Origin of the sequence: Olsenella sp. An285 (genome assembly GCF_002159625.1) — a bacterium.
In the GTDB taxonomy this organism is placed as follows: domain Bacteria; phylum Actinomycetota; class Coriobacteriia; order Coriobacteriales; family Atopobiaceae; genus Thermophilibacter; species Thermophilibacter avicola.
The window spans coordinates 98,220-117,419 of the sequence record NZ_NFIZ01000004.1 but is presented as its reverse complement, the minus strand read 5'-3'; the positions used below and the strand labels follow the sequence as shown (position 1 = coordinate 117,419).

Sequence of the window (19,200 nt, the reverse complement as noted above, 5' to 3'; positions counted from 1 at the left end):
TCGCCCCGTATCATCTGACTCAGACGCCGTCGAGGAGGACGCATGAAGCACGCAGACATCATCGCCAAGCTCACGCTCGAGGAGAAGTGCGTCCTGCTGCAGGGCGCCACGCCCTTCGGCACCTGGCCGCTCGAGAAAGCGGGCATCCCGCAGATGGAGTTCTCCGACGGCCCGTCCGGCGTGCGCCACCAGGCCGGAGAGCACGCAGATCACCTCGGCCTCTCCGGCTCGGAGCCCGCGACGTGCTTCCCCACTGCCGTCACCATGGCCAACACCTGGGACGAGGAGCTCGAGGAGCGCGTGGGCGCGGCCATGGGCCAGGAGGCGGCCGTCCAGAAGGTGGGCACACTGCTCGCTCCCGGCCTCTGCATCAAGCGCAACCCGCTCTGCGGCCGCAACTTCGAGTACTTCTCGGAGGACCCGCTGGTGTCCGGCAAGATGGCCGCGGCCTTCGTGCGCGGCGTGCAGTCAAACGGCATCGCGGCGTGCCCCAAGCACTTTGCCGTCAACAGCCAGGAGACGCGCCGCCAGGCGTCGGACTCCGTCATCGACGAGCGGACCCTGCGCGAGATTTACCTTGCCAGCTTTGAGACCGTGGTGCGCGAGTCCGCTCCCAAGACAATCATGACCTCCTACAACCTCGTGAACGGCACCTACGCCAACGAGAACGAGCACCTGCTCAAGGACATCCTGCATAACGAGTGGGGCTTCGACGGCGCCGTCGTGACCGACTGGGGCGGCTCCAACGACCACGCCGCCGGCGTGGCGGCGGGCTCCACCTTTGAGATGCCGGCGCCCGGCCTGGGCGAGGCTCGCGAGCTCATCGAAGCCGTACGCTCCGGACGGCTTGCCGAGAAGGACGTGGACGAGCGCGTCGACGAGGCCATCGAGCTCGTGCTCTCCACACGCGCAGGCCTCGAGGCGGCACCGGCCACCTTCGACGCTGCGGCCCACCACGCGCTCGCCCGCAAGGCTGCCACGGAGGGCTGCGTCCTGCTCAAGAACGAGGGCGACCTCCTGCCGCTCGCTCCGCGCACCCGCGTTGCACTGATTGGCGACTTTGCCGAGACCCCGCGCTATCAGGGCGCGGGTTCCTCCGCGGTCAACAGCACCAAGGTGGACAGCCTGCTCGGCCTCATGGGCGAGACGGACCTCGAGCTGGTGGGGTACGAGCCCGGCTTCGAGCGGCACGGCGGCGAGAACCGCGCCAAGCTCAGGGCCGCGCTCGACCTCGCCGCGCGCGCCGAGGTGGTGCTTCTTGCCCTTGGCCTCGACGAGGCCGCCGAGACCGAGGGGGCGGAGCGCCGCACCATGGCGCTCAACGCCAACCAGGTCGAGCTGCTCCACGCGCTCGCCCAGGTCAACCCGCGCATCGTGGTGCTGCTCTGCGCGGGCTCCTGCGTCGAGAGCGACTGGGCGTCCGACGCCCCCGCGCTCCTCTACTGCGCGCTTGGTGGCCAGGCAGGCGCGGGCGGGGCGCTCGACGTCGTGACGGGGGCCGTCTGCCCGTCGGGCAAGCTCACGGAGACCTGGCCCGTCCGCCTCGAGGACGTCCCCTCCTCCGCCAACTACCCCGCCGAGGACCTGCACGCCGAGTACCGCGAGGGCATCTACGTGGGATACCGCTACTTCCAGACGGCGCACGTGCCGGTGGCCTATCCCTTTGGCTTCGGCCTCTCCTACACTTCCTTCTCTTACTCCGACCTCAAGGCCACCGAGCACGGTGCCAGCTTCATTGTCACCAACACCGGAACGCGCTCGGGCGCCGAGGTGGCGCAGCTCTACGTGGCAAAGCCCGACCACAAGGTCTTCCGCCCCGAGCAGGAGCTGCGCGGCTTCGCCCGCGTGGAGCTCGCCCCGGGCGAGTCCCGAACGGTGGAGATCGCGCTCGACGAGCGTGCCTTCTCCTACTTCAACGTGGCGACCGCCCGCTGGGAGATCGAGTCGGGGACCTACGAGGTCCGCGTGGGCGCCTCGAGCGAGGACGTCCGTCTTGTGGGGACGGTCGAGCTCGCCGGTACCGGTGCGCCGAACCCCTACGAGGGCGTCGACGTGGCGCCATACGAGACTGCCGACGTGACCAACGTGAGCGACGCGCACTTCGCCGCGCTTCTCGGCCGACCCGTGCCCGACGCCGCGCCACAAATCGGCCCCAACATGTGCTTCCGAGACCTCAATCACGGGCGCTCGGGCATCCTCTGGCTCGTGTGGCTGGTCCTACGTTCCCGCGTGCGCGCCATAGAGAAGAGCGGGGTCTCGGACATCAACGTCCTGTTCATCTGGAACATGCCCCTGCGCGCCATGGGCATCATGACCGGCGGCATCACCGACATGGGCGTCGTGGACGCCATCCTGCGCGAGGCACGCGGATGGGGCTGGGGCGGCATCGCTCTTCTCATCCTGTCGCTTGTCCTGGGCTGGGGGCCCGTCGCGGGGCTCCTGCTCTGGCTGGCATGGATCGTGGCGCCGATTCTCTGGGCGCTTCTCGCCAACCTCATCCGCAACCGCGCGCTCGCCAGCAAGCTCTAGCCGTGCAAAGGAGACAGGCACTTTTGCACGCCCGTTGCACACCCCGCAGAAAGGATCGCATCATGAGCTTCAAGACGTGGACCGAGGAGCACCAGGGCCTCTGGGAGTTCATCAAGTTCAACGTGCTCTCCAACATCTCCACCATCACCCGCATCGCGCTGACGGCGGCGGGAACGGCGATCTTCGTCGAGGCGCTCAAGATGACGCAGCCGTTCCAGTTTCTCATCTTCGACTACCGCGACACGGGCCTAGGCGCGTTCATCGCGTTTCTCATTGCCGAGGTAATGGCGCAGGTGGTGAACTTCTTTGTCCAGATGAAGCTCGTCTTCAAGTCCGACGCATCCTACCGCGAGACCGCGTGGAAGTACGCCGTGCTCGCCGTCGTCATTGTGGTGGTGAACCTGCTGCTTCCCAACTACGTGATGAGCTTCTGCCAGCAGACGCTCGGCATCGACGCCACGCTCGCCGGGACCATCGCCTCCGTGGTCAACACGCTGCTCGCGGTGGTGGTGAGCTTCCCGGTTCTCAAGCTCTGGATCGCGCCGGGCAAGTAAGGGGGCGTGCGACAGGAGGCGGCGGGGACGGAGCAGTGACAAAGCCCCGTCCCCCTGTCACGCATACCACTACAAGTTGAGTCACATGACGAGGCATGACACAACATGCTGTGTCTCACTGTGTAGTTTGCAAGGTGACAACCTTTTCTAACTTATTTGTCTCACAAACGCTTCACATATCTGGTAGTTTGTAGGGTGCCGTTACAGCAACGGCTACGCAACGACCACGTCAAAGGAGCGTGACAAGTGAGTCAGGTAGCAGCTTGGGAAGGGTTTGTCGGCGGTAACTGGGAGCACGAGATTGACGTCCGCGACTTCATCCAGAAGAACTACACCCCCTATGACGGCGACGAGTCCTTCCTCGCCGACCCCACGGAGAACACCTCCAAGCTCTGGGACGAGGTCATGGACCTCTTCCAGCAGGAGCGCGAGCACAACGGCGTCCTCGACATGGACACCGACCTCGTCTCCACGATCATCTCGCACCCCGCGGGCTACATCGACCAGCCCCTCGAGAAGATCGTGGGCCTTCAGACCGAGAAGCCGCTCAAGCGCGCCCTCATGGTCAACGGCGGCATCCGCATGGCCGTGGCCGCGTGCAAGCAGAACGGCTACGAGGTCGACCCGGAGATCGTGAACATCTACACGAACTACCGCAAGACCCACAACGCGGGCGTCTTTGACTGCTACACGCCCGAGATGCGCGCCTGCCGTCACAGCCACATCATCACCGGCCTGCCCGACGCCTACGGCCGCGGCCGCATCATCGGCGACTACCGCCGTGTTGCCCTCTACGGCGTCGACCGCCTCATCGAGGAGAAGAAGGCCGAGCACGCCGGCACCCAGAAGACCATGAACGAGGCCACCATTCGCCACCGCGAGGAGCTCGCGGAGCAGATCCGCGCCCTCCAGGAGCTCAACCAGCTCGGCAAGATCTACGGCTTCGACATCTCCAAGCCCGCCGCCTCCTTCCAGGAGGCCGTGCAGTGGCTGTACTTCGGCTACCTCGCCGCGGTCAAGGAGCAGAACGGCGCCGCCATGTCCATCGGCCGCAACTCCACCTTCCTCGACATCTACGCCGAGCGCGACCTCAAGGCCGGCAAGATCACCGAGGCCGAGGCCCAGGAGATCATCGACCACCTGGTCATGAAGCTGCGCATGGTCAAGTTCGCCCGCACCCCCGAGTACAACGAGCTCTTCTCCGGCGACCCGCAGTGGGTCACCGAGTCCATCGGCGGCATGGGCGTCGACGGCCGCTCCATGGTCACCAAGACCGCCTTCCGCTATCTCCACACCCTCGAGAACATGGGCACCAGCCCCGAGCCCAACCTCACGGTGCTCTGGTCCACCCGCCTGCCCGAGGCCTTCAAGCGCTACTGCGCCAAGATCTCCATCACCACGAGCTCCATCCAGTACGAGAACGACGACCTCATGCGCGTCTACCACGGCGACGACTACGCGATCGCCTGCTGCGTGTCCTCCATGCGCATCGGCAAGGAGATGCAGTTCTTCGGCGCCCGCGCCAACCTCGCCAAGTGCCTCCTCTACGCCATCAACGGCGGCCGCGACGAGAAGACCGGCGAGCAGGTGGGCCCGAAGTTCCGTCCGGTTGAGGGCGACTACCTCGACTACGACGACGTCGTCTCCAAGTACCGCGACATGATGCAGTGGCTGGCCGAGGTCTACGTCAACTCCCTCAACATCATCCACTACATGCACGACAAGTACTGCTACGAGCGCCTGCAGATGGCCCTGCACGACGAGCACGTCCACCGCTGGTTCGCCACGGGCATCGCTGGCCTCTCCGTCGTGGCCGACTCCCTCTCCGCGATCAAGTACGCGAAGGTCAAGGTCGTCCGTGACGAGACCGGTCTCGTGACCGACTACCAGGTCGAGGGCGACTTCCCCAAGTACGGCAACGACGACGACCGCGTGGACCAGATCGCCCACGACGTGGTCGAGGTCTTCATGAAGTACGTCCGCGAGACCGACACCTACCGCAACTCCGTGCCCACGACCTCGATCCTCACCATCACCTCGAACGTGGTCTACGGCAACGCCACCGGCAACACGCCCGACGGCCGTCGCGCCGGCGAGCCCTTCGCCCCGGGCGCCAACCCGATGCACCGTCGTGACACCCACGGCGCCGTCGCCTCGCTGGCCTCCGTCGCCAAGCTCCCGTTCAAGGACGCGCAGGACGGCATCTCCAACACGTTCTCCATCGTGCCCAACGCCCTCGGCAAGGACGGCGAGGTCATGTTCGGCGAGCTCGACCTCGACGCTCTCGGCGTGGACATCCAGATCGAGAACCCCGCCCCCGACTGCGGCTGCTGCTAGTCCTGCAAATTGGGGACAGTCCCCAATTTGCAGATTCGGTAATTGTTACTAGCATGGTGGCAATTATCGGGTACACTGTGAGAAACAGCGGGTCGCCCCTCGCGGGCGACCCATACGAGAAAGGAACTCACATGAGCGCTTCTGCCGAGCAGGTCGACAACCTCGTCAGCATGATCGACGGCTACGTCGAGGAGGGTGGCCACCACCTCAACGTCAACGTCTTCACCAAGGAGACGCTGCTTGACGCCCAGGCCCACCCCGAGAAGTACCCCCAGCTCACCATTCGCGTCTCCGGCTACGCGGTGAAGTTCAACTCCCTCACCAAGAAGCAGCAGGACGACGTCATCTCCCGTACTTTCCACGAGGCGATGTAAGGTCAACCTGACCTGTCCGTAGGGCGGGCCGGGAGGTTGCTCCGCAGAGCGCTTCGCGCCTTTCGGCGCTCAGAAGCTCTGCTTCGCAATCTCCCGGCCCGCTTCTGTCTATCATCGTCTTGTTGCATGTCTGGGTGGAAGGTGCGGATGTGACTGTGGATACCGAGAAGAACGTGCGGGACGTCGACGTGATCGGGCGGGTTCACTCCACCGAGAGCTTTGGGACGGTGGACGGGCCCGGCACGCGGTTCGTCGTGTTCTGCCAGGGTTGCCCGATGCGCTGCCAGTACTGCCACAACCCCGACACCTGGGAGTTCGCCCGCGCTGACGGCACCGGCCCCGGCACGAGCGTGACCGTCGGCGAGCTCCTCGAGCGCTACGAGCGCAACCGCCCCTTCTACCGCACCGGCGGCATCACGGTCACCGGCGGCGAGCCCATGGCGCAGCCCGACTTCGTGGCCGCCCTGTTCCGCGCCGCGCACGCCGCGCCCGCCGGGCGCATCCACACGTGCCTGGACACCTCGGCGGCCACGTTCTCCGCGGAGCACGCCGACCGCTTCTCCGCGCTGCTGGACGCGACCGACATGGTGCTCCTTGACATCAAGACCTCGGACCCGGCGCTGCACGAGACCCTCTGCGGCCTGCCCGCGAGCCATGCCATCGAGCTCGGAGAGGAGCTTGCCCGCAGGCGCATCCCCACGCTGATCCGTCACGTGGTCGTGCCCGGCCTCACCGACTCCGAGGAGGAGTGCGCCGCCGTGGGCCGCATCATCGGCGACTGGGACAACGTCGTGGGGCTCGACTTCCTCCCCTACCACACGCTCGGCAAGACCAAGTACGAGAAGCTCGGCATCGACTACCCCCTCAAGGGCGTGAAGGCAATGAACGCCGCGCGTGCGAAGGAGCTGCGCCAGGTGGCGCTCGCCGCACGCGCCGCGCGCCGGGCCGAGCGCGGAAAGTAGCGCGTGCCGTACGCCCAGAATCCCGAGCTACGTATGACGTGGTTTGAAGTTTTGCACGCCTAACTCGGGATTTGTGCCCGCTTGGGAAAAAACCCGAGCTACGCGTGGCGAGAAGAACGCGCAGCTCGGGATTCTTGACAGGGCCAGGAAGGCCAGGGCCTACGCCCGCTCGGCGATCTCCCTCACCAAACGCTCGGTTTTCTCCCATCCTATGCAGGCGTCCGTGATGGACTGCCCGTAGGTGCCGCCGCCCACGGGCTGGTTTCCGTCCACGAGGTAGGACTCCACCATGAAGCCGCGCACGAGCCCCCGGATGGTATCCGAGCGGCTCATCGAGTCGAGTACCTCGTGGATGATGCGGATCTGCTGGAACGGCCGCTTGCCCGAGTTGTCGTGGTTGCAGTCGATAATCGCGGCCGGGTTCTCGAAGCTCGCAGACGTGTACTTCTCCGCCAGCCGCTCGAGGTATTCGTAGTGGTAGTTGGGGTAGTTTATGCCGTCCAGGCCCACGTAGCCGCGCAGGACCGCGTGCGCGAGCGGGTTGCCCGTGGTGTTGACCTCCCAGTTGCGGAAGATGAAGGTCTGGCGCTGCTGGGCGGCGTAGATGGAGTTGAGCATGACGTCCGTGGAGCCGCCCGTGGGGTTCTTCATGCCAACCGGCATGGGCACGCCGGAGGCCACGAGGCGGTGCTCCTGGTTCTCCACCGAGCGCGCGCCCACCGCGATGTAGGCGAGCACGTCGATGAGGTACTGGTAGTTCGTGGGATAGAGCATCTCGTCCGCGGTGAAGAGCCCCGTCTCCTCAACAACGCGCAGGTGCATGCGACGGATTGCCTTCACGCCCTCGAGCAGGTCGTCGGCCGCCTCGGGGTTGGGGTTGTGGAGCAGACCCTTGTACCCGGTGCCCTTGGTGCGCGGCTTGTTGGTGTAGACGCGCGGGATGACCACGATCTTGTCCCTGACCGTCTCTGCCAGCCTGGCGAGCCGGCAGGCGTAGTCGAGCACGGAGTCCTCGCGATCCGCCGAGCACGGGCCGATGATCAGCAGCAGGCGGTCGTCGCGCCCGGTGAGAACGTCGGCCACGCTCCCGTCAAAGGCCTCCTTGCGAGCAGCCATCTCCTCGGAGAGAGGCATCTCGGCACGGATGTCCTTGGGGATGGGAAGGAGACGCTTGAACTTCATTGCCATGTGTTACCTCCGGGCGTGTGGGACGTGCGCGTTGTATTATCGCGCGTCGGGCAGCGGACGCACAACGCCGAAAACCGATGTTAAAGACGAATCGGGACATGACGGCCTCTTCCGGGCTGCCAGCCTTCTACGGGGCTGGCGTCCCCAGATTCTTCTGCAGATAACGCGTTCGGGCCGGCGGATGGGAGACTCCGCCGCAAAACGGGTCTTCGGGTCGGTGGATTCTGGCGAAACGTCTCGTCCTCGACGGCCTAGATCACAACGTTCTGCCTGGATTATGAAAAGCATCCCCATGAGTGGGGCGCCACAGAGCCCAAAATCCACCGGCCCGAAGGCCCGTTTTGCTTTTGCGCCGCAGGACCACTGACCCGAACGATGGTTTTGCGCGCAGGGTATCGCCGTGCCACGAGTCCGGTCAATCGCTAAGATGATGCCGAAGCAAACGACGGCGTGCCGTGCCCACGGCGCGCACGAAGGAGGCACCATGCCCTGCACCACCATCCTTGTTGGCAAGAAGGCCAGCTACGACGGCTCAACGATCGTCGCCCGCAACGAGGACTCCTCCAACGGGGAGTTCTGCCCCAAGCGCTTCGTGGCGCGCGAGGCGCCTAAGGCTGGCGCTGTCTACAGGAGCGTCATCTCGCACCTGGAGATCGAGCTCTCCGAGCCCGGCATGCGCTACACCGCCATGCCCAACGCCGACCTCAAGGAGGGCCTCTGGGAGGAGGCCGGCTTCAACGAGCGCAACGTGGGCATGAGCGCCACGGAGACCATCACCACCAACGAGCGCGTGCTCGCCGCGGACCCGCTCGTGCGCTACGACGCCGCAACCGGCACCCCCGGCGGCATCGGCGAGGAGGACATGGTCACGCTGGTCCTGCCCTACGCCACGAGCGCCCGCGACGGCGTGCTTCGCCTGGGCGCGCTTCTGGAGCGCTGCGGCACCTATGAGATGAACGGCGTCGCCTTCTCGGACGCGGACGAGATCTGGTGGCTCGAGACCGTGGGAGGCCACCACTGGATCGCGCGCCGCGTCCCGGACGACTCCTACGTCACCATGCCCAACCAGCTCGGCATCGACGACTTCGATCTCGATGACGCCTTCGGAGCACAGGGGGAGCACCTCTGCTCCGCGGACCTTCGCGAGTGGATGGCAGCCAACCACCTCGACCTCACGCTCGGCGTGCGCGGCTCCCACTTCAACCCGCGCGAGGCGTTTGGCAGCCACTCGGACTCCGACCACGTCTACAACACGCCGCGCGCTTGGGCGATGCAGCGCTTCCTGAGCCCGCACGCAGGCCCCTGGGACACGGCGGCACCGGCGGCGGACTTCGGCCCGGAGAGCGACCGCATCCCCTGGTGCCGCGAGCCAGAGCGCAAGGTGACCATCGAGGACGTCAAGTACGTCCTCTCCCTCCACTACCAGGGCACGCCCTACGACCCGTACGGGACCAACCCCGCTCACGCAGGCGTGCGCGGACGCTACCGGCCCATCGGCATCAACCGCAACAGCCAGCTCGCCGTCCTGCAGCTGCGCCCCGACGTCGCCCCGGAGCGCGCGGCTCTGCAGTGGATCGCGTACGGCTCCAACGCCTTCAACGCGCTCGTTCCGCTCTACGCCAGCGTCACGGAGACTCCGGCGTACTTCGAGGACACCACCACGCGCGTGACGAGCGAGAGCTTCTACTGGGCAAACCGCCTGGTGGGCGCGCTCGCCGACGCCGCCTACGGCGCGTGCCTGCCGCACGTGGAGCGCTATCAGCAGGCGCTCCCCGCACGCTGCGCGGCGCTCATCCGCGCGTGCGACGCAAAGGGCGGCAGCCTCGAGGCGTGCAACGCCGCGATCGCGGACGAGTGCCGCCGCCAGACGGAGGACCTGCTCGACAAGGTCCTCTACGAGGCCAGCATGCGCATGAGAAACGCCTTCTCCAGGAGCGACGGCTAGCCAGAGAGCCCGCCGCGCCGTGCGAGGACGTCCAGGTGGAGCTCCTCGCGCGGCGCCCGGGACGGCTCGACGGCCGCAGGGACGTCGGACCCCTCGACCCTCCTCGCGCCGAGCACGCGCAGCTCCCACGCGGAGGCCACATCCTCCGTGCCCGCCGTGCGCTCGCGCCCCAGGACGTCCGAGAAGAGCCTCCCCGCGATGCAGCAGCGCCACACGCGCGCCACAACGAGCCAGGACGTTCCGTCCCCCAGGCACGCCCGCACCTCCACGGGAGCGTCGTACCAGAGCCCGCGCACGAGCCCGGCGCCGAGGTCGGTCCTCTCCTCGCGAACGGCCAGCACGAGCGCGAGCTTTCCCGCCCCGGCGTCGCTCGCGCGAACGAGCAGCAGGTCGCAGGCAATCGCGCCATCGTGCCCCGGCACCGTCACCGCCGCGCGCGCCACCCCATCGCCCAGCGCCGCCGCCAGCTCCTCGCCCACCGGGAGGAAGTCCCCTACGCCCAGCATCTCTCGTCCGTCCTCTCGAGGTCCGCACAGGGGTGGTTCCCGCACGTCTTGTAGTCGTCGTCGGCGGAGAAGAGCCCGTGCGCGGCGCGAATGTCGTGGAAGCCCTCCGCCAGCCGGACGTAGTAGTCCACGGAGGGGATCTCCTGCCAGCCCAGGAGCGCGCGACGGTGCGGTCGCCAGATGATGAACATGCAGTTCACGTCATGCTCCGCAAAGAACTCGCACGCCTCGAGGTTGGACGCGAGCGCCGCGGACTCGCTCGGCAGCCCGCCCGGGCGCGCGAGCTCGGCCCCCGCCACGACCTGCGTGTACACGTTCCCCCGGCCAAAGACCTCCACGGCGTCGACGGTTCTTCTCACCCACTCGTCGCGGCCCACAACGCGGGCCTTGCCGGGGCAGAGCGACTCGAAGAGCCGCCTGTCCCAGACCTCGATGTCCGCGCCGTAGGCGGTTATCCCCGTCTCGCGCCGGATGCGCTCGAGCAGGTGGCGCGGGTAGGCGGGCGCCATGAGCTGGCAGGGGAAGCGTCCGCCGGAGAAGTCCCGGCCCATCGCGCGCAGGCAGCGGATGTAGCGCTCCACCTCGTTCTCGAAGGGCTCGGAGCCGGAGTAGTCCGTCCCGCCGGAGAGGTAGAGCTCGGAGTACCTCCCCGGCTCCTCGAGCGCAGCGTGGACCGTCTCGTAGAGGTCCTCGGGGTCGACGGCGGGGTCGGCCGGGTCCTTGGTGAAGAAGGCGCAGAAGAGGCACTGCTCCCCGCCCTCCCAGAACCTGCAGCGGCGGTACGCGGTGAAGATGAGCTTCTGCGGCCTCACGTCAACGAGCGAGTCCATGAGGGTCCCGCGCGAGGTCCGTCGCCCAAAGATCGCCGGCCGAGGCACGAAGTCCACCACGTCTATGGCAGGGTCCCCCTCGAGGGACTCCCTGAGCAGGAACGCCCCGAGCTCCGGGTCGTAGTCCACGAGGAAGGGATCCTCGTAGGTCTCTCCCCAGTTGACGTAGACGAAGGTCGAGTCGCGCAGCAGCACCGCCCCCGGCATGACGAGGCCGGCGGGCCTCCCCTCGAACTCGATGTCGAAGGAGTTGGAAGCGGCGCCTCCGGGGGATGCCGCCTCGGGCGTGCCGAAGCGATAGTCAGGCTCCTGGAGCCGCTCGAGCGCGCGGCGGGACAGCCGGGCACCGTGGCATGTCATCGAAATCTTGAGCAGCGCGAAGGGCGAGAAGGACGGGTGCTCGGAGAGCAGCCGCTCCATCTCCCCCACCTTTGACAGTTTGCCCTGAGCCATCTGTCAACCCCTAGCGAAGAAGGATCAGCCCCGCGGCTATCGCCGCGGGAACGGCAACGAGAAAGAAGACGTCGCGCGCCCTCACCGGCACGCGAAACGCCACGCGGCGGGGCGCTCCGTCCTCGAACCCACGAGACTCCATCGCCATGGCGAGGCTCTCGGAGCGCTCGAGGGCATGCGCCAGCATGGGCAGCAGCCGCTTTGTCGAGAAGGGCGACGCCCTCACGCCGCGCACCTTGAGCGCCGCACCCACGACGGTGAACTCCTCCGTCACCACGGGAAAGAAGTGGTACGCGGCAAGGACGCCGTAGGCGAACTTGGGCGGGAGCCTGAACTGCTGCATGAGGCTCATGACGAGCTCGAACGCGTTGCTCGTGAAGGCAAAGAGCACGCCCAGGCCGCCGTACGCCAGAACGCGGCTCGCAAGCTGCATGGCGGTGGTCCAGTCCGTGGCGTAGAGGGTGCGCTGGCCAAACGCGCTCGTCTGGACGCCCGAGGCATCGCCCGCCGTCCCGAAGAAGAGCCCCGTGGTGAAGAAGGCGAGCGCCGTGAGCGCAAAGGGGACCATCGTGAGCGCGAGCCTCCTGCGATTGACGCCGGGGGTGAGGAGCGTCACCAGGAGGCAGGACGCCGCCACGACAAGGTTCACCGGCACGTTGTAGGTGAGCGACAGCATGAGCGAGGCTATCACCGTCGCAAGCAGCTTGAGGCCCGGGTTCAGAGATCGCATGCGGGCTCCTCTCGTTCGCCGACGTAGCGGTCCAGCTCGGCCGGGGACAGCGCGCGAACAGCGCCGTCCTCGGCAAGGAGCACCTGGTTGGAGATGGCGCGGGCGAGCTCGACGTCGTGCGTGGCAACGAGGACGGCGAGCCCGCGGGCCACGCGCTCCATGAGGAGGTCGAGGATGAAGCGCGTGGAGCGCTCGTCCTGGGCGTAGGTGGGCTCGTCGAGCAGCAGCACGTCGCAGGATGCGGCGAGCATGGAGAGAAGCGCCAGGCGACGCTGCTGGCCCTGGGAGAGCTCGTAGGGCGAGGCCGCGGCGCGCGAGGAGAGCCCGAACTCCTCCAGGAGCTCCCGCGCCTCGGGCTCGAGCTCCTCGTCCGGGGAGCCGGGCCGCGCAGCGCGGAGCGTCACCATGACCTCCTCGAGCACGCTGAGCGCGAGGAACTGGAAGCGGGGGTTCTGGAAGACGAGCCCCACGTGCCCGGAGACCCTGAGGTCCCCCGTGCTCCTGGCGGCACCGGCAAGGGCCATGAGCAGCGTCGACTTGCCGGAGCCGCACGTGCCGAGAATGGACGTGACGCTTCCGCGGGGAAGCTCGAGGGAGACCCCGGAGAGAACGTCCCGCCTGCCGTGCCCGACGCAGAGCCCGCGCGCCCGCAGGGCCGCGGGCGCATCCGCTGAGACCTCTGGAGGCGCGTAGCCCCGCAGCCACTCCGACCCCAGGAAAAGTCCGCGCTCCCCAAACTCGTCACGACGGGCGGCGACCCCGGAGGGCGAGAAGGACCTCTCGTCGAGAGAGCCCTCGCGCTCCATGAAGACCACGCGGTCCGCGAAGGGGAGCCACCAACCGGGGCGGTGGTCCACCACGAGCAGGGTGATTCCCCGCTCGTTGAGGGTGCGCAGCTCGCCCGCGAGCCTCCTGCACGAGATGGGGTCGAGGTTGGCGAAGGGCTCGTCCAGGACGAGCGTGCGGGCTCCGGTGGCAAGGGCCGTCACCAGGGCGAGCTTTTGCTTGGTGCCGCCCGAGAGCTCGCGCACGGGGCGCTCGGCATACTCCCAAAGGCCGGCCTCGCGCAGGAGCTCCGCCGCCCGACCCTCGAGGTCGCCGGCGTAGTCCACGTTCTCCAGGGCAAAGAGGACCTCGTGGCGGACGGTGTCCATGCAGAACTGGTTGTCCGGGTTCTGGAAGAGGATGGAGACCGCACGCGATCGCTCCTGCGGGCCGAGCTCGGCGACGGGGTGTCCCTCGACCTCGACGGAGCCCTCGAGCACGCCCGCGTAGTCGGGGTAGAGCCCGGCCAGGCAGTACGCGAGCGTGGACTTCCCGCAGCCGGAGGCCCCCATCACGAGCACGACCTCCCCCTTCCCCACCGTGAGGGAGACCCGCTCGAAGACGGGCTCGTCCCCCTCGGCGTAGCGGAAGGTCAGATCGCGGCACGCGAGCGCCGGGGCGGCGGAGCCCGTCCCGGCAGCTGCGAGGCCCTCGTTCTTCTCGTCCGCCCTACTCATGCGAGCGGCCGAGAGCGTAGCCCTTGAGCAGACCCGTGCCCGCCAGCCTGTCCGCCACGACCTTGCAGATGACGTCGCAGAAGACGACGGAGCTCACGAGGCGGATGACGAAGAACAGCACGAGCAGGCCAAAGGCGAGCTCGCCGTAGCCGGAGCGAACGAAGCTCCAGACGAAGCTGATGACGCAGCAGAGGAAGGCCGCGAGCGTCATGGTCGTCCAGTCGAAGCGACGGTAGCGGAACGCCGCGAACGCGATCTCCGAGCCGATGCCCTGGACGAGTCCGGTGACTATGACCATGGGGCCGTACATGTTGCCCAGGAGCACCTCGATGAGCGCGGCCAGAATCTCGGAGACCAGCGCCACGCCCGGCTTCTGGATGATGTAGGCGGCAAAGGTCGATGCCATGAACCACACGCCAAAGAGCAGCTCGTTGCCGAGGAAGCCCAGCCCCACGGGCGTCCCCGCGGTGTTGATGAAGGCGGAGAGGTAGACCGCCGCCAGGTAGACGACACCCAAAACGATGCAGCTCATCGCCACGAAGACGATCTCCTGGAGCTTCCAGCCGTAGTCCTTCTTCTCCGCGCCCTTGCTTTGTGCCATGGCTACTCCTCCTCGGTGGGGCTGTTGACGTTCATCGTGAAGTGCACGACGTAGTGCGAGACGGTCTTCTCCATGAGCTCGCAGACCTCCTGGAGAAACGCAAAGGCCTCGGAGATGGTTCCCTCGAGGCGCGTGCAGTAGTGGACGCTCGTGGGCTCGAGGCCGCGCTGTTCGGCCAGGCGCCAGACCTGGGCGATGTCGTCGATGTAGTCCTCGACCCCCAGCGGGTAGAGGGCGAACTTGGCGTGGACGGGATGGTCTCCCCGCTCGGCCACCACACGGGCGTTGGGGGCGTCACCCGTGCAGGTGAGGACGGAGTCCCCCGAGATGTCGCCGGGGCAGCCCTTGGAGATCTGGCCCTCGATGGCCATGTGAACCCCCTCGCGCCACGCGTTGGCAAAGAGGGCCGCGACGGCGTCCATCACGTAGGGGAGCTTGCCGCGGTACACGGTGGAGAGGGCGTCGGTCTGGCTCCAGACGTACGAGGTGTCCGTCTGTTCGAGCGCGCCGAGGATGATGTCGATGAAGTCGTCGCTCATGGGATAGAGCGTGAAGCGGCACCCCGAGATGTCGAGGTCCGTGCCGCGACCGGCCCACGGCAGGTCGTCGCGGTTGCACGAGCACGAGCAGCTTTGCGTCATGGCTTCCCCTTCGTCCGGCGGGATGCCGCGCCAGCCGCGCGATGGTCTCCGCCACTTGAAGGGGCACGCCCCAAACCCCCGCCCCGTCAGGAGACGGGCGCGAGAAAGCTTCCCTACGCTGGTACAAACCAGATCAGGTTCAAGGGGTTGGGAGACGTCCCTCTCAGCTCGTGCGAGCACCCCCAGCTTGCTTGTCAACGTCAGCGCGATGAGCGCCGGCCTGCATTATAGGACAGCTGGGAGGGTTGGTTGCGACATTTTTTCGACGTCGGAAACACGGGGCGCGCCCTACGCCAGCCCAAATTGAATCAGGTACGCAACCGCGCCCGCCTGGACCACGAGCATCATGGGAAGCCCGGCGGCAAAGGCGGGCTTTCTGATCTTGTGCCGCGCAAGGAGCATGGCCAGCAGCCCTCCCGGCGCCCCGCCCGCGAGCGCCAGCAGCAGGAGCAGCATCTCCGGCAGGCGAGAGGCGTCATGCCCGCGGCCGTTGTGCATCGCCACGAGCTTGTCCGCCACGAAGGCGACAAAGGTCACGGCGCTCGCCCCGCCAAGATAGGCGAGAAGGACGGTGTGGTCGCGCGCGAGCGCCCCGCGCAGCGCGCCGGCGTCGAGCGGCCCCACGTAGAGGGAGACGAGCACGAGCGCCCAGGCCATGAGGGCCACGAGCGAGAAGACGTGCCACGTGACGTTGCGCTTGTTGCTGCGCCGGTCAAACAGGAGAAACCCAAGGACGCCGCCCGCAGCCCCGCCGGCGAACGAGAGCAGCGAGAGCGCCGCATGGGAGACGCCCGCATCCTGTCCGCGACGGCCTCGCCGCCACCCGTCCAGAGCAGAAACCGCAAGCGTCGCGAGGCTCATGACCGCGAGGTAGACCGGCAGCGGTTCGGGCGCTGCCGCGGAGAGGAGGTCGTGCACGGCCCCTACTCCCCGTCCGGGACGACGGGCGTCACGCGGTCGTCCGGCCCCACCTCGCGAATCACGCGGCACGGCACCCCGGCGGCGAGCACGCACGCGGGCACGTCGCGCGTGACCACGCTCCCCGCCGCCACGACCGCACCGTCACCAATGGTCACGCCGCCGCACACGGTGACGTTGGCGCCCAGCCAGACGTTGTCACCGATGGTGATGGGCGCCGACGTCTGCACGCCCTCGGCGCGCTGCGCCGGGTCAACGGCGTGTCCCGCACACGCGAGCACGCAGCCCGGGGCGATGAACGTTCCCTCGCCGATGCGGATGGGCGAGGTGTCCAGGAACGCACAGTTGTAGTTCACGAGCGCGAAGCCGCGAAAGTGGATGTTGAAGCCGTAGTCGCACCGGAAGACGGGCTTGACCGTCGCACGCGGATGCCAGGTGCCCAGAAGCTCCCGAAGAATCTCCGAGCGGCCCTCCACGTCTGAGGGCCGCAGCTGGTTGAACCGCCAGCAGAGCTCCTGTGCTGCGCCCTGCAGGTGGTTGGGCATGTCGAGGTAGTGGATGGCGTACGGCTCGTCCGAGCGCATGAGGTCGAGCGCGGTCATGTGGCTCCGTTTCGTCGGTGAAAAGAGCAGGGAGCTCACAGTGTAGCGTGACGAGCGAGCCAGCGCGACGAGCTGGCGTTGCCCCTACCGCACCGTGGCGCCAAACGGGCACAGGGCGAGCTTGGCCATCTTAAAGAGCTGCAGGCCAAAGGGGATGCCAACGATGGTGCAACAGAAGAGCGCGCCTTCGATGGCGTAACCGATCGCGGTCCAGAGACCAACGAGAACGACCCAGATCACGTTGGCAACAAGCGAGGGCGCGCCGCCGCCGTAGGAGATCGTCTTTCCAAACGGTGCGAGCGTGAGCGACGCCATCTTGAACGCCTGGCGCCCCAGCGGGATGCCAATGACGGTGAGATAGCAGAGCGCTCCGGCGACAAGAAACGCGAGCGCGGTCATCCACCCGCCCGTCAGGATCCAGATGATGTTGAAAAGCGTCCCCAGACAGCCCATGGCTCCCTCCCCCAATCGAGATGACGTCATGGTACGCCACACGGGCGGCCCGGACCTCAGCCGCCAGCTGAGAATGGCTGCCGCACATGCTACCGTCTGCGCGCCCGGACGTCCGCGTCTATCCCCTCGCGCCACGCGTCGCCAAACGCCGCGCCAGGCGCGCAGGCGCGCACCTGTGCCACCGCCGTAGCCATGGCGTCGTAGAGGACCTTTGTCCCGCGGGCGTCGGCGAGGTAGTCCGCGGCGCGGTCGGGGGCTATTCCCAGCTGCCCCGCCTCTGCCGCAGCGTCGATGTTGGCGCCAATAAAGAGGAACTCCCACCCCCTCTGGCGCCTCCTCTCGATCATGTGCCTCACCTTGGAGTACGTGAAGCGGCGGCTGGCGTTCTCCATGCCGTCCGTGGTGATGACAAAGAGCACCCTGTCCGCGCGATAGCCCTCGGGCAGCACGCTCTGCACCAGGTCGACGTGCTTGATGGCGCCACCCACGGCGTCGAGCAGCGCCGTGCAGCCGCAGCAGCGGTAGTCGTCTCGCGTGAGGCGCGGCACTCGACGGATGTCCAGGCGGTCGTGGACCACGCGAGACTCGCTGGAGAAGAGAATCGTGGAGACCGTGGCCTCCCCCGGCTCCTCGCGGTTCTTCTCGACGAGGCTGTTGAAGCCCCCGACCGTGTCGTCCTCCAAGCCCGCCATCGAGCCGCTCGCATCCAGGATGAAGACGATCTCCGCCCGCTGCACGTTCTTGCCCATGTCTGCCTCCTCGGTCGTGACCTGCGGTACGACTGGAAGGTTACGCGGTCCCGTGCGGCAAGAGGTAAACCGAGAGGCGACATCTGCGACCGACCCGGACCCCCAGGGCCTAGGAGGAGCCAAGGAGCGGCTGGTCAAAGGCGAAGAGCGCCTCGTTCACCGTCATGACGTCACGCACGCCGCGAGAGAGGTAGAACTCCACGATCACGTCGAACTTGCTGCTTCGCGAGAGCGCGAGGCCCGCGCGGGCGAGAAGCTCGCGGGTCTCCGGCAGCGTGAGCCCGAGCGCCATGGCAAGGGCCACCGCGGTGGGCTTGCTCGGCCTGTAGTCTGCGCGTGAGCGAATCTTGGAGAAGAGCTGGCGGCTCAGGTTGGCGCGGTGGTAGACCTCTGCGTCCGTGAGGCCGCGCTCGTCTATGAGGGCGAGAAGGGCCTGCGAGAAGGACGCGTCGAGATGGGAGAGGCGCTCCGCCAGGTCGTCCCTCTCCGCAAGACGCGGGGCTCCGAGAGCCATGCCCGCAGGTGGCGCCATGCGCTCGAGCTCCACGCGGCGGTCGTACATGAAGGGGCTCTCGTCCACATAGGCGTCTCCGATGAACTCGCGGAGCGCGCCCATGAGGCCCACGCCCGCGGCAACGACGTCCCGGGAGAACACCACGAGGGTCACGTCGACGTCCGGGTGGGGGCCGAGGAAGGCGTCCGCCTCCTCGCGAACCACCTCGAGCGCCTCTCGCGCCGGGTAGCCAAAGATCCCGGCGGATATGAGGGGCAGAGCCACGGACGCCGCCCCAAGGCGATCGACCTCGGCAAAGACGCTCTGGTAGCAGCCCCTGAGAAGCCGCTCCTCGCCGTGCCCTCCCCCACGCCAGACAGGCCCCACGGCATGGACGACCCAACAGCACGGAAGGGCGAAGCCCGGCGTGGTGACCGCCGATCCGGTGGGGCAGCCGCCAATCTCCTCGCACGCACGGAGCATGTCGTCGTAGCCCGCGCCGGCAAAGATCGCCCCGCAGACGCCTCCCCCGGGAGCCAGCCGCTCGTTGGCGGCGTTTACGAGCACGTCCGCATGCACGCGCGCGAGGTCGTTCCTGACTATCGAGAAGGGCATAGCGGGGCCTCCGTTGCCTCCGGTCACGTCTGGGCACCAATGGTATCCCCTGCGTGGACGACCCCTCTCACGGCACGCGCCCGCGGGCGGAAAGACACCGCCCGCCGATAGAGTTCGAAACCTTCACGGCTCGCCCATCCCGAGAGCGGCCGCGGCAGCTCCGTGTACGCATGGAAGGAGACGCGCGCAAGCTGCCCCGTGATACGCTCCCCTGCCAC

General features: G+C 67.3%; 18 protein-coding genes and 1 riboswitch. Of the genes, 6 read left to right on the top strand and 12 right to left on the bottom strand.

Annotation, left to right across the window (positions count from 1 at the left end):
- Positions 1–42: 42 nt before the first annotated feature.
- The 5 genes from B5F79_RS04095 to pflA all read left to right on the top strand — a co-directional run bounded on the left by B5F79_RS04095 (position 43) and on the right by pflA (position 6,756).
- A complete protein-coding gene (locus B5F79_RS04095) occupies positions 43–2,529 on the top strand; it encodes a glycoside hydrolase family 3 C-terminal domain-containing protein (protein ID WP_087217776.1) in 2,487 nt (828 codons plus the stop codon).
- Between the two features lie 62 nt (positions 2,530–2,591).
- Positions 2,592–3,083: a GtrA family protein gene (locus B5F79_RS04090; RefSeq protein ID WP_087217774.1), complete on the top strand. Its 492-nt coding sequence runs from the start codon at positions 2,592–2,594 to the stop codon at positions 3,081–3,083.
- Positions 3,084–3,329: 246 nt separating this feature from the next.
- Positions 3,330–5,420, top strand: a complete 2,091-nt coding sequence (gene pflB / locus B5F79_RS04085; RefSeq protein ID WP_087217772.1) for a formate C-acetyltransferase — start codon at positions 3,330–3,332, stop codon at positions 5,418–5,420.
- A 131-nt stretch (positions 5,421–5,551) separates the two neighbouring features.
- Positions 5,552–5,794 (top strand): autonomous glycyl radical cofactor GrcA3, encoded by a 243-nt coding sequence (gene grcA3, locus B5F79_RS04080; RefSeq protein WP_072369518.1) that lies wholly within the window; start codon positions 5,552–5,554, stop codon positions 5,792–5,794.
- 149 nt (positions 5,795–5,943) lie between these two features.
- Positions 5,944–6,756, top strand: a complete 813-nt coding sequence (gene pflA / locus B5F79_RS04075; protein WP_087217768.1) for a pyruvate formate-lyase-activating protein — start codon at positions 5,944–5,946, stop codon at positions 6,754–6,756.
- 159 nt (positions 6,757–6,915) lie between these two features.
- Here the strand turns inward: pflA and B5F79_RS04070 are convergent, their stop codons facing one another.
- Positions 6,916–7,944: a 3-deoxy-7-phosphoheptulonate synthase gene (locus B5F79_RS04070; protein WP_087217766.1), complete on the bottom strand. Its 1,029-nt coding sequence runs from the start codon at positions 7,942–7,944 to the stop codon at positions 6,916–6,918.
- A 484-nt stretch (positions 7,945–8,428) separates the two neighbouring features.
- Here B5F79_RS04070 and B5F79_RS04065 point away from each other — a divergent pair, with 484 nt between their 5' ends.
- Positions 8,429–9,889, top strand: coding sequence for a C69 family dipeptidase (locus B5F79_RS04065; RefSeq protein WP_087217764.1), 1,461 nt, complete (start codon positions 8,429–8,431; stop codon positions 9,887–9,889).
- Here the strand turns inward: B5F79_RS04065 and B5F79_RS04060 are convergent.
- From B5F79_RS04060 to B5F79_RS04010, 11 genes are all read right to left on the bottom strand, one after another.
- The gene (locus tag B5F79_RS04060) at positions 9,886–10,395 is read right to left on the bottom strand and encodes a hypothetical protein (protein WP_087217762.1); all 510 of its coding nucleotides are present in this window, start codon (positions 10,393–10,395) and stop codon (positions 9,886–9,888) included. The genes B5F79_RS04065 and B5F79_RS04060 overlap by 4 nt on opposite strands.
- Entirely contained in the window at positions 10,383–11,678 is a 1,296-nt protein-coding gene (locus B5F79_RS04055) for a radical SAM protein (protein ID WP_087217760.1), read from the bottom strand. Before B5F79_RS04055 ends, B5F79_RS04060 begins: the two co-directional genes overlap by 13 nt.
- A gap of 10 nt (positions 11,679–11,688) precedes the next feature.
- Positions 11,689–12,408 (bottom strand): energy-coupling factor transporter transmembrane component T family protein, encoded by a 720-nt coding sequence (locus B5F79_RS04050; protein ID WP_087217758.1) that lies wholly within the window; start codon positions 12,406–12,408, stop codon positions 11,689–11,691.
- Entirely contained in the window at positions 12,396–13,910 is a 1,515-nt protein-coding gene (locus tag B5F79_RS04045) for an ABC transporter ATP-binding protein (RefSeq protein WP_087217756.1), read from the bottom strand. Before B5F79_RS04045 ends, B5F79_RS04050 begins: the two co-directional genes overlap by 13 nt.
- A complete protein-coding gene (locus B5F79_RS04040; RefSeq protein ID WP_087217754.1) occupies positions 13,903–14,511 on the bottom strand; it encodes an ECF transporter S component in 609 nt (202 codons plus the stop codon). The genes B5F79_RS04045 and B5F79_RS04040 overlap by 8 nt, the downstream gene beginning before the upstream one ends.
- Positions 14,512–14,513: 2 nt before the next feature.
- The gene (locus B5F79_RS04035) at positions 14,514–15,152 is read right to left on the bottom strand and encodes a YkoF family thiamine/hydroxymethylpyrimidine-binding protein (RefSeq protein ID WP_087217752.1); all 639 of its coding nucleotides are present in this window, start codon (positions 15,150–15,152) and stop codon (positions 14,514–14,516) included.
- Between the two features lie 93 nt (positions 15,153–15,245).
- Positions 15,246–15,346, bottom strand: a riboswitch (TPP riboswitch).
- 94 nt (positions 15,347–15,440) lie between these two features.
- Positions 15,441–16,070: a DUF1294 domain-containing protein gene (locus tag B5F79_RS04030; protein WP_087217750.1), complete on the bottom strand. Its 630-nt coding sequence runs from the start codon at positions 16,068–16,070 to the stop codon at positions 15,441–15,443.
- Between the two features lie 5 nt (positions 16,071–16,075).
- Complete coding sequence (locus B5F79_RS11260) at positions 16,076–16,672, bottom strand: sugar O-acetyltransferase (RefSeq protein ID WP_087217747.1); 597 nt, start codon at positions 16,670–16,672, stop codon at positions 16,076–16,078.
- 84 nt (positions 16,673–16,756) lie between these two features.
- Positions 16,757–17,125 carry a YccF domain-containing protein gene (locus tag B5F79_RS04020; RefSeq protein WP_241147246.1) on the bottom strand — a complete coding sequence of 123 codons (369 nt, stop codon included), beginning with the start codon at positions 17,123–17,125 and terminating at the stop codon, positions 16,757–16,759.
- Between the two features lie 89 nt (positions 17,126–17,214).
- Positions 17,215–17,874 (bottom strand): vWA domain-containing protein, encoded by a 660-nt coding sequence (locus B5F79_RS04015; protein WP_087217744.1) that lies wholly within the window; start codon positions 17,872–17,874, stop codon positions 17,215–17,217.
- Positions 17,875–17,983: 109 nt separating this feature from the next.
- Complete coding sequence (locus B5F79_RS04010) at positions 17,984–18,982, bottom strand: macro domain-containing protein (protein WP_087217742.1); 999 nt, start codon at positions 18,980–18,982, stop codon at positions 17,984–17,986.
- Positions 18,983–19,200: the final 218 nt, after the last annotated feature.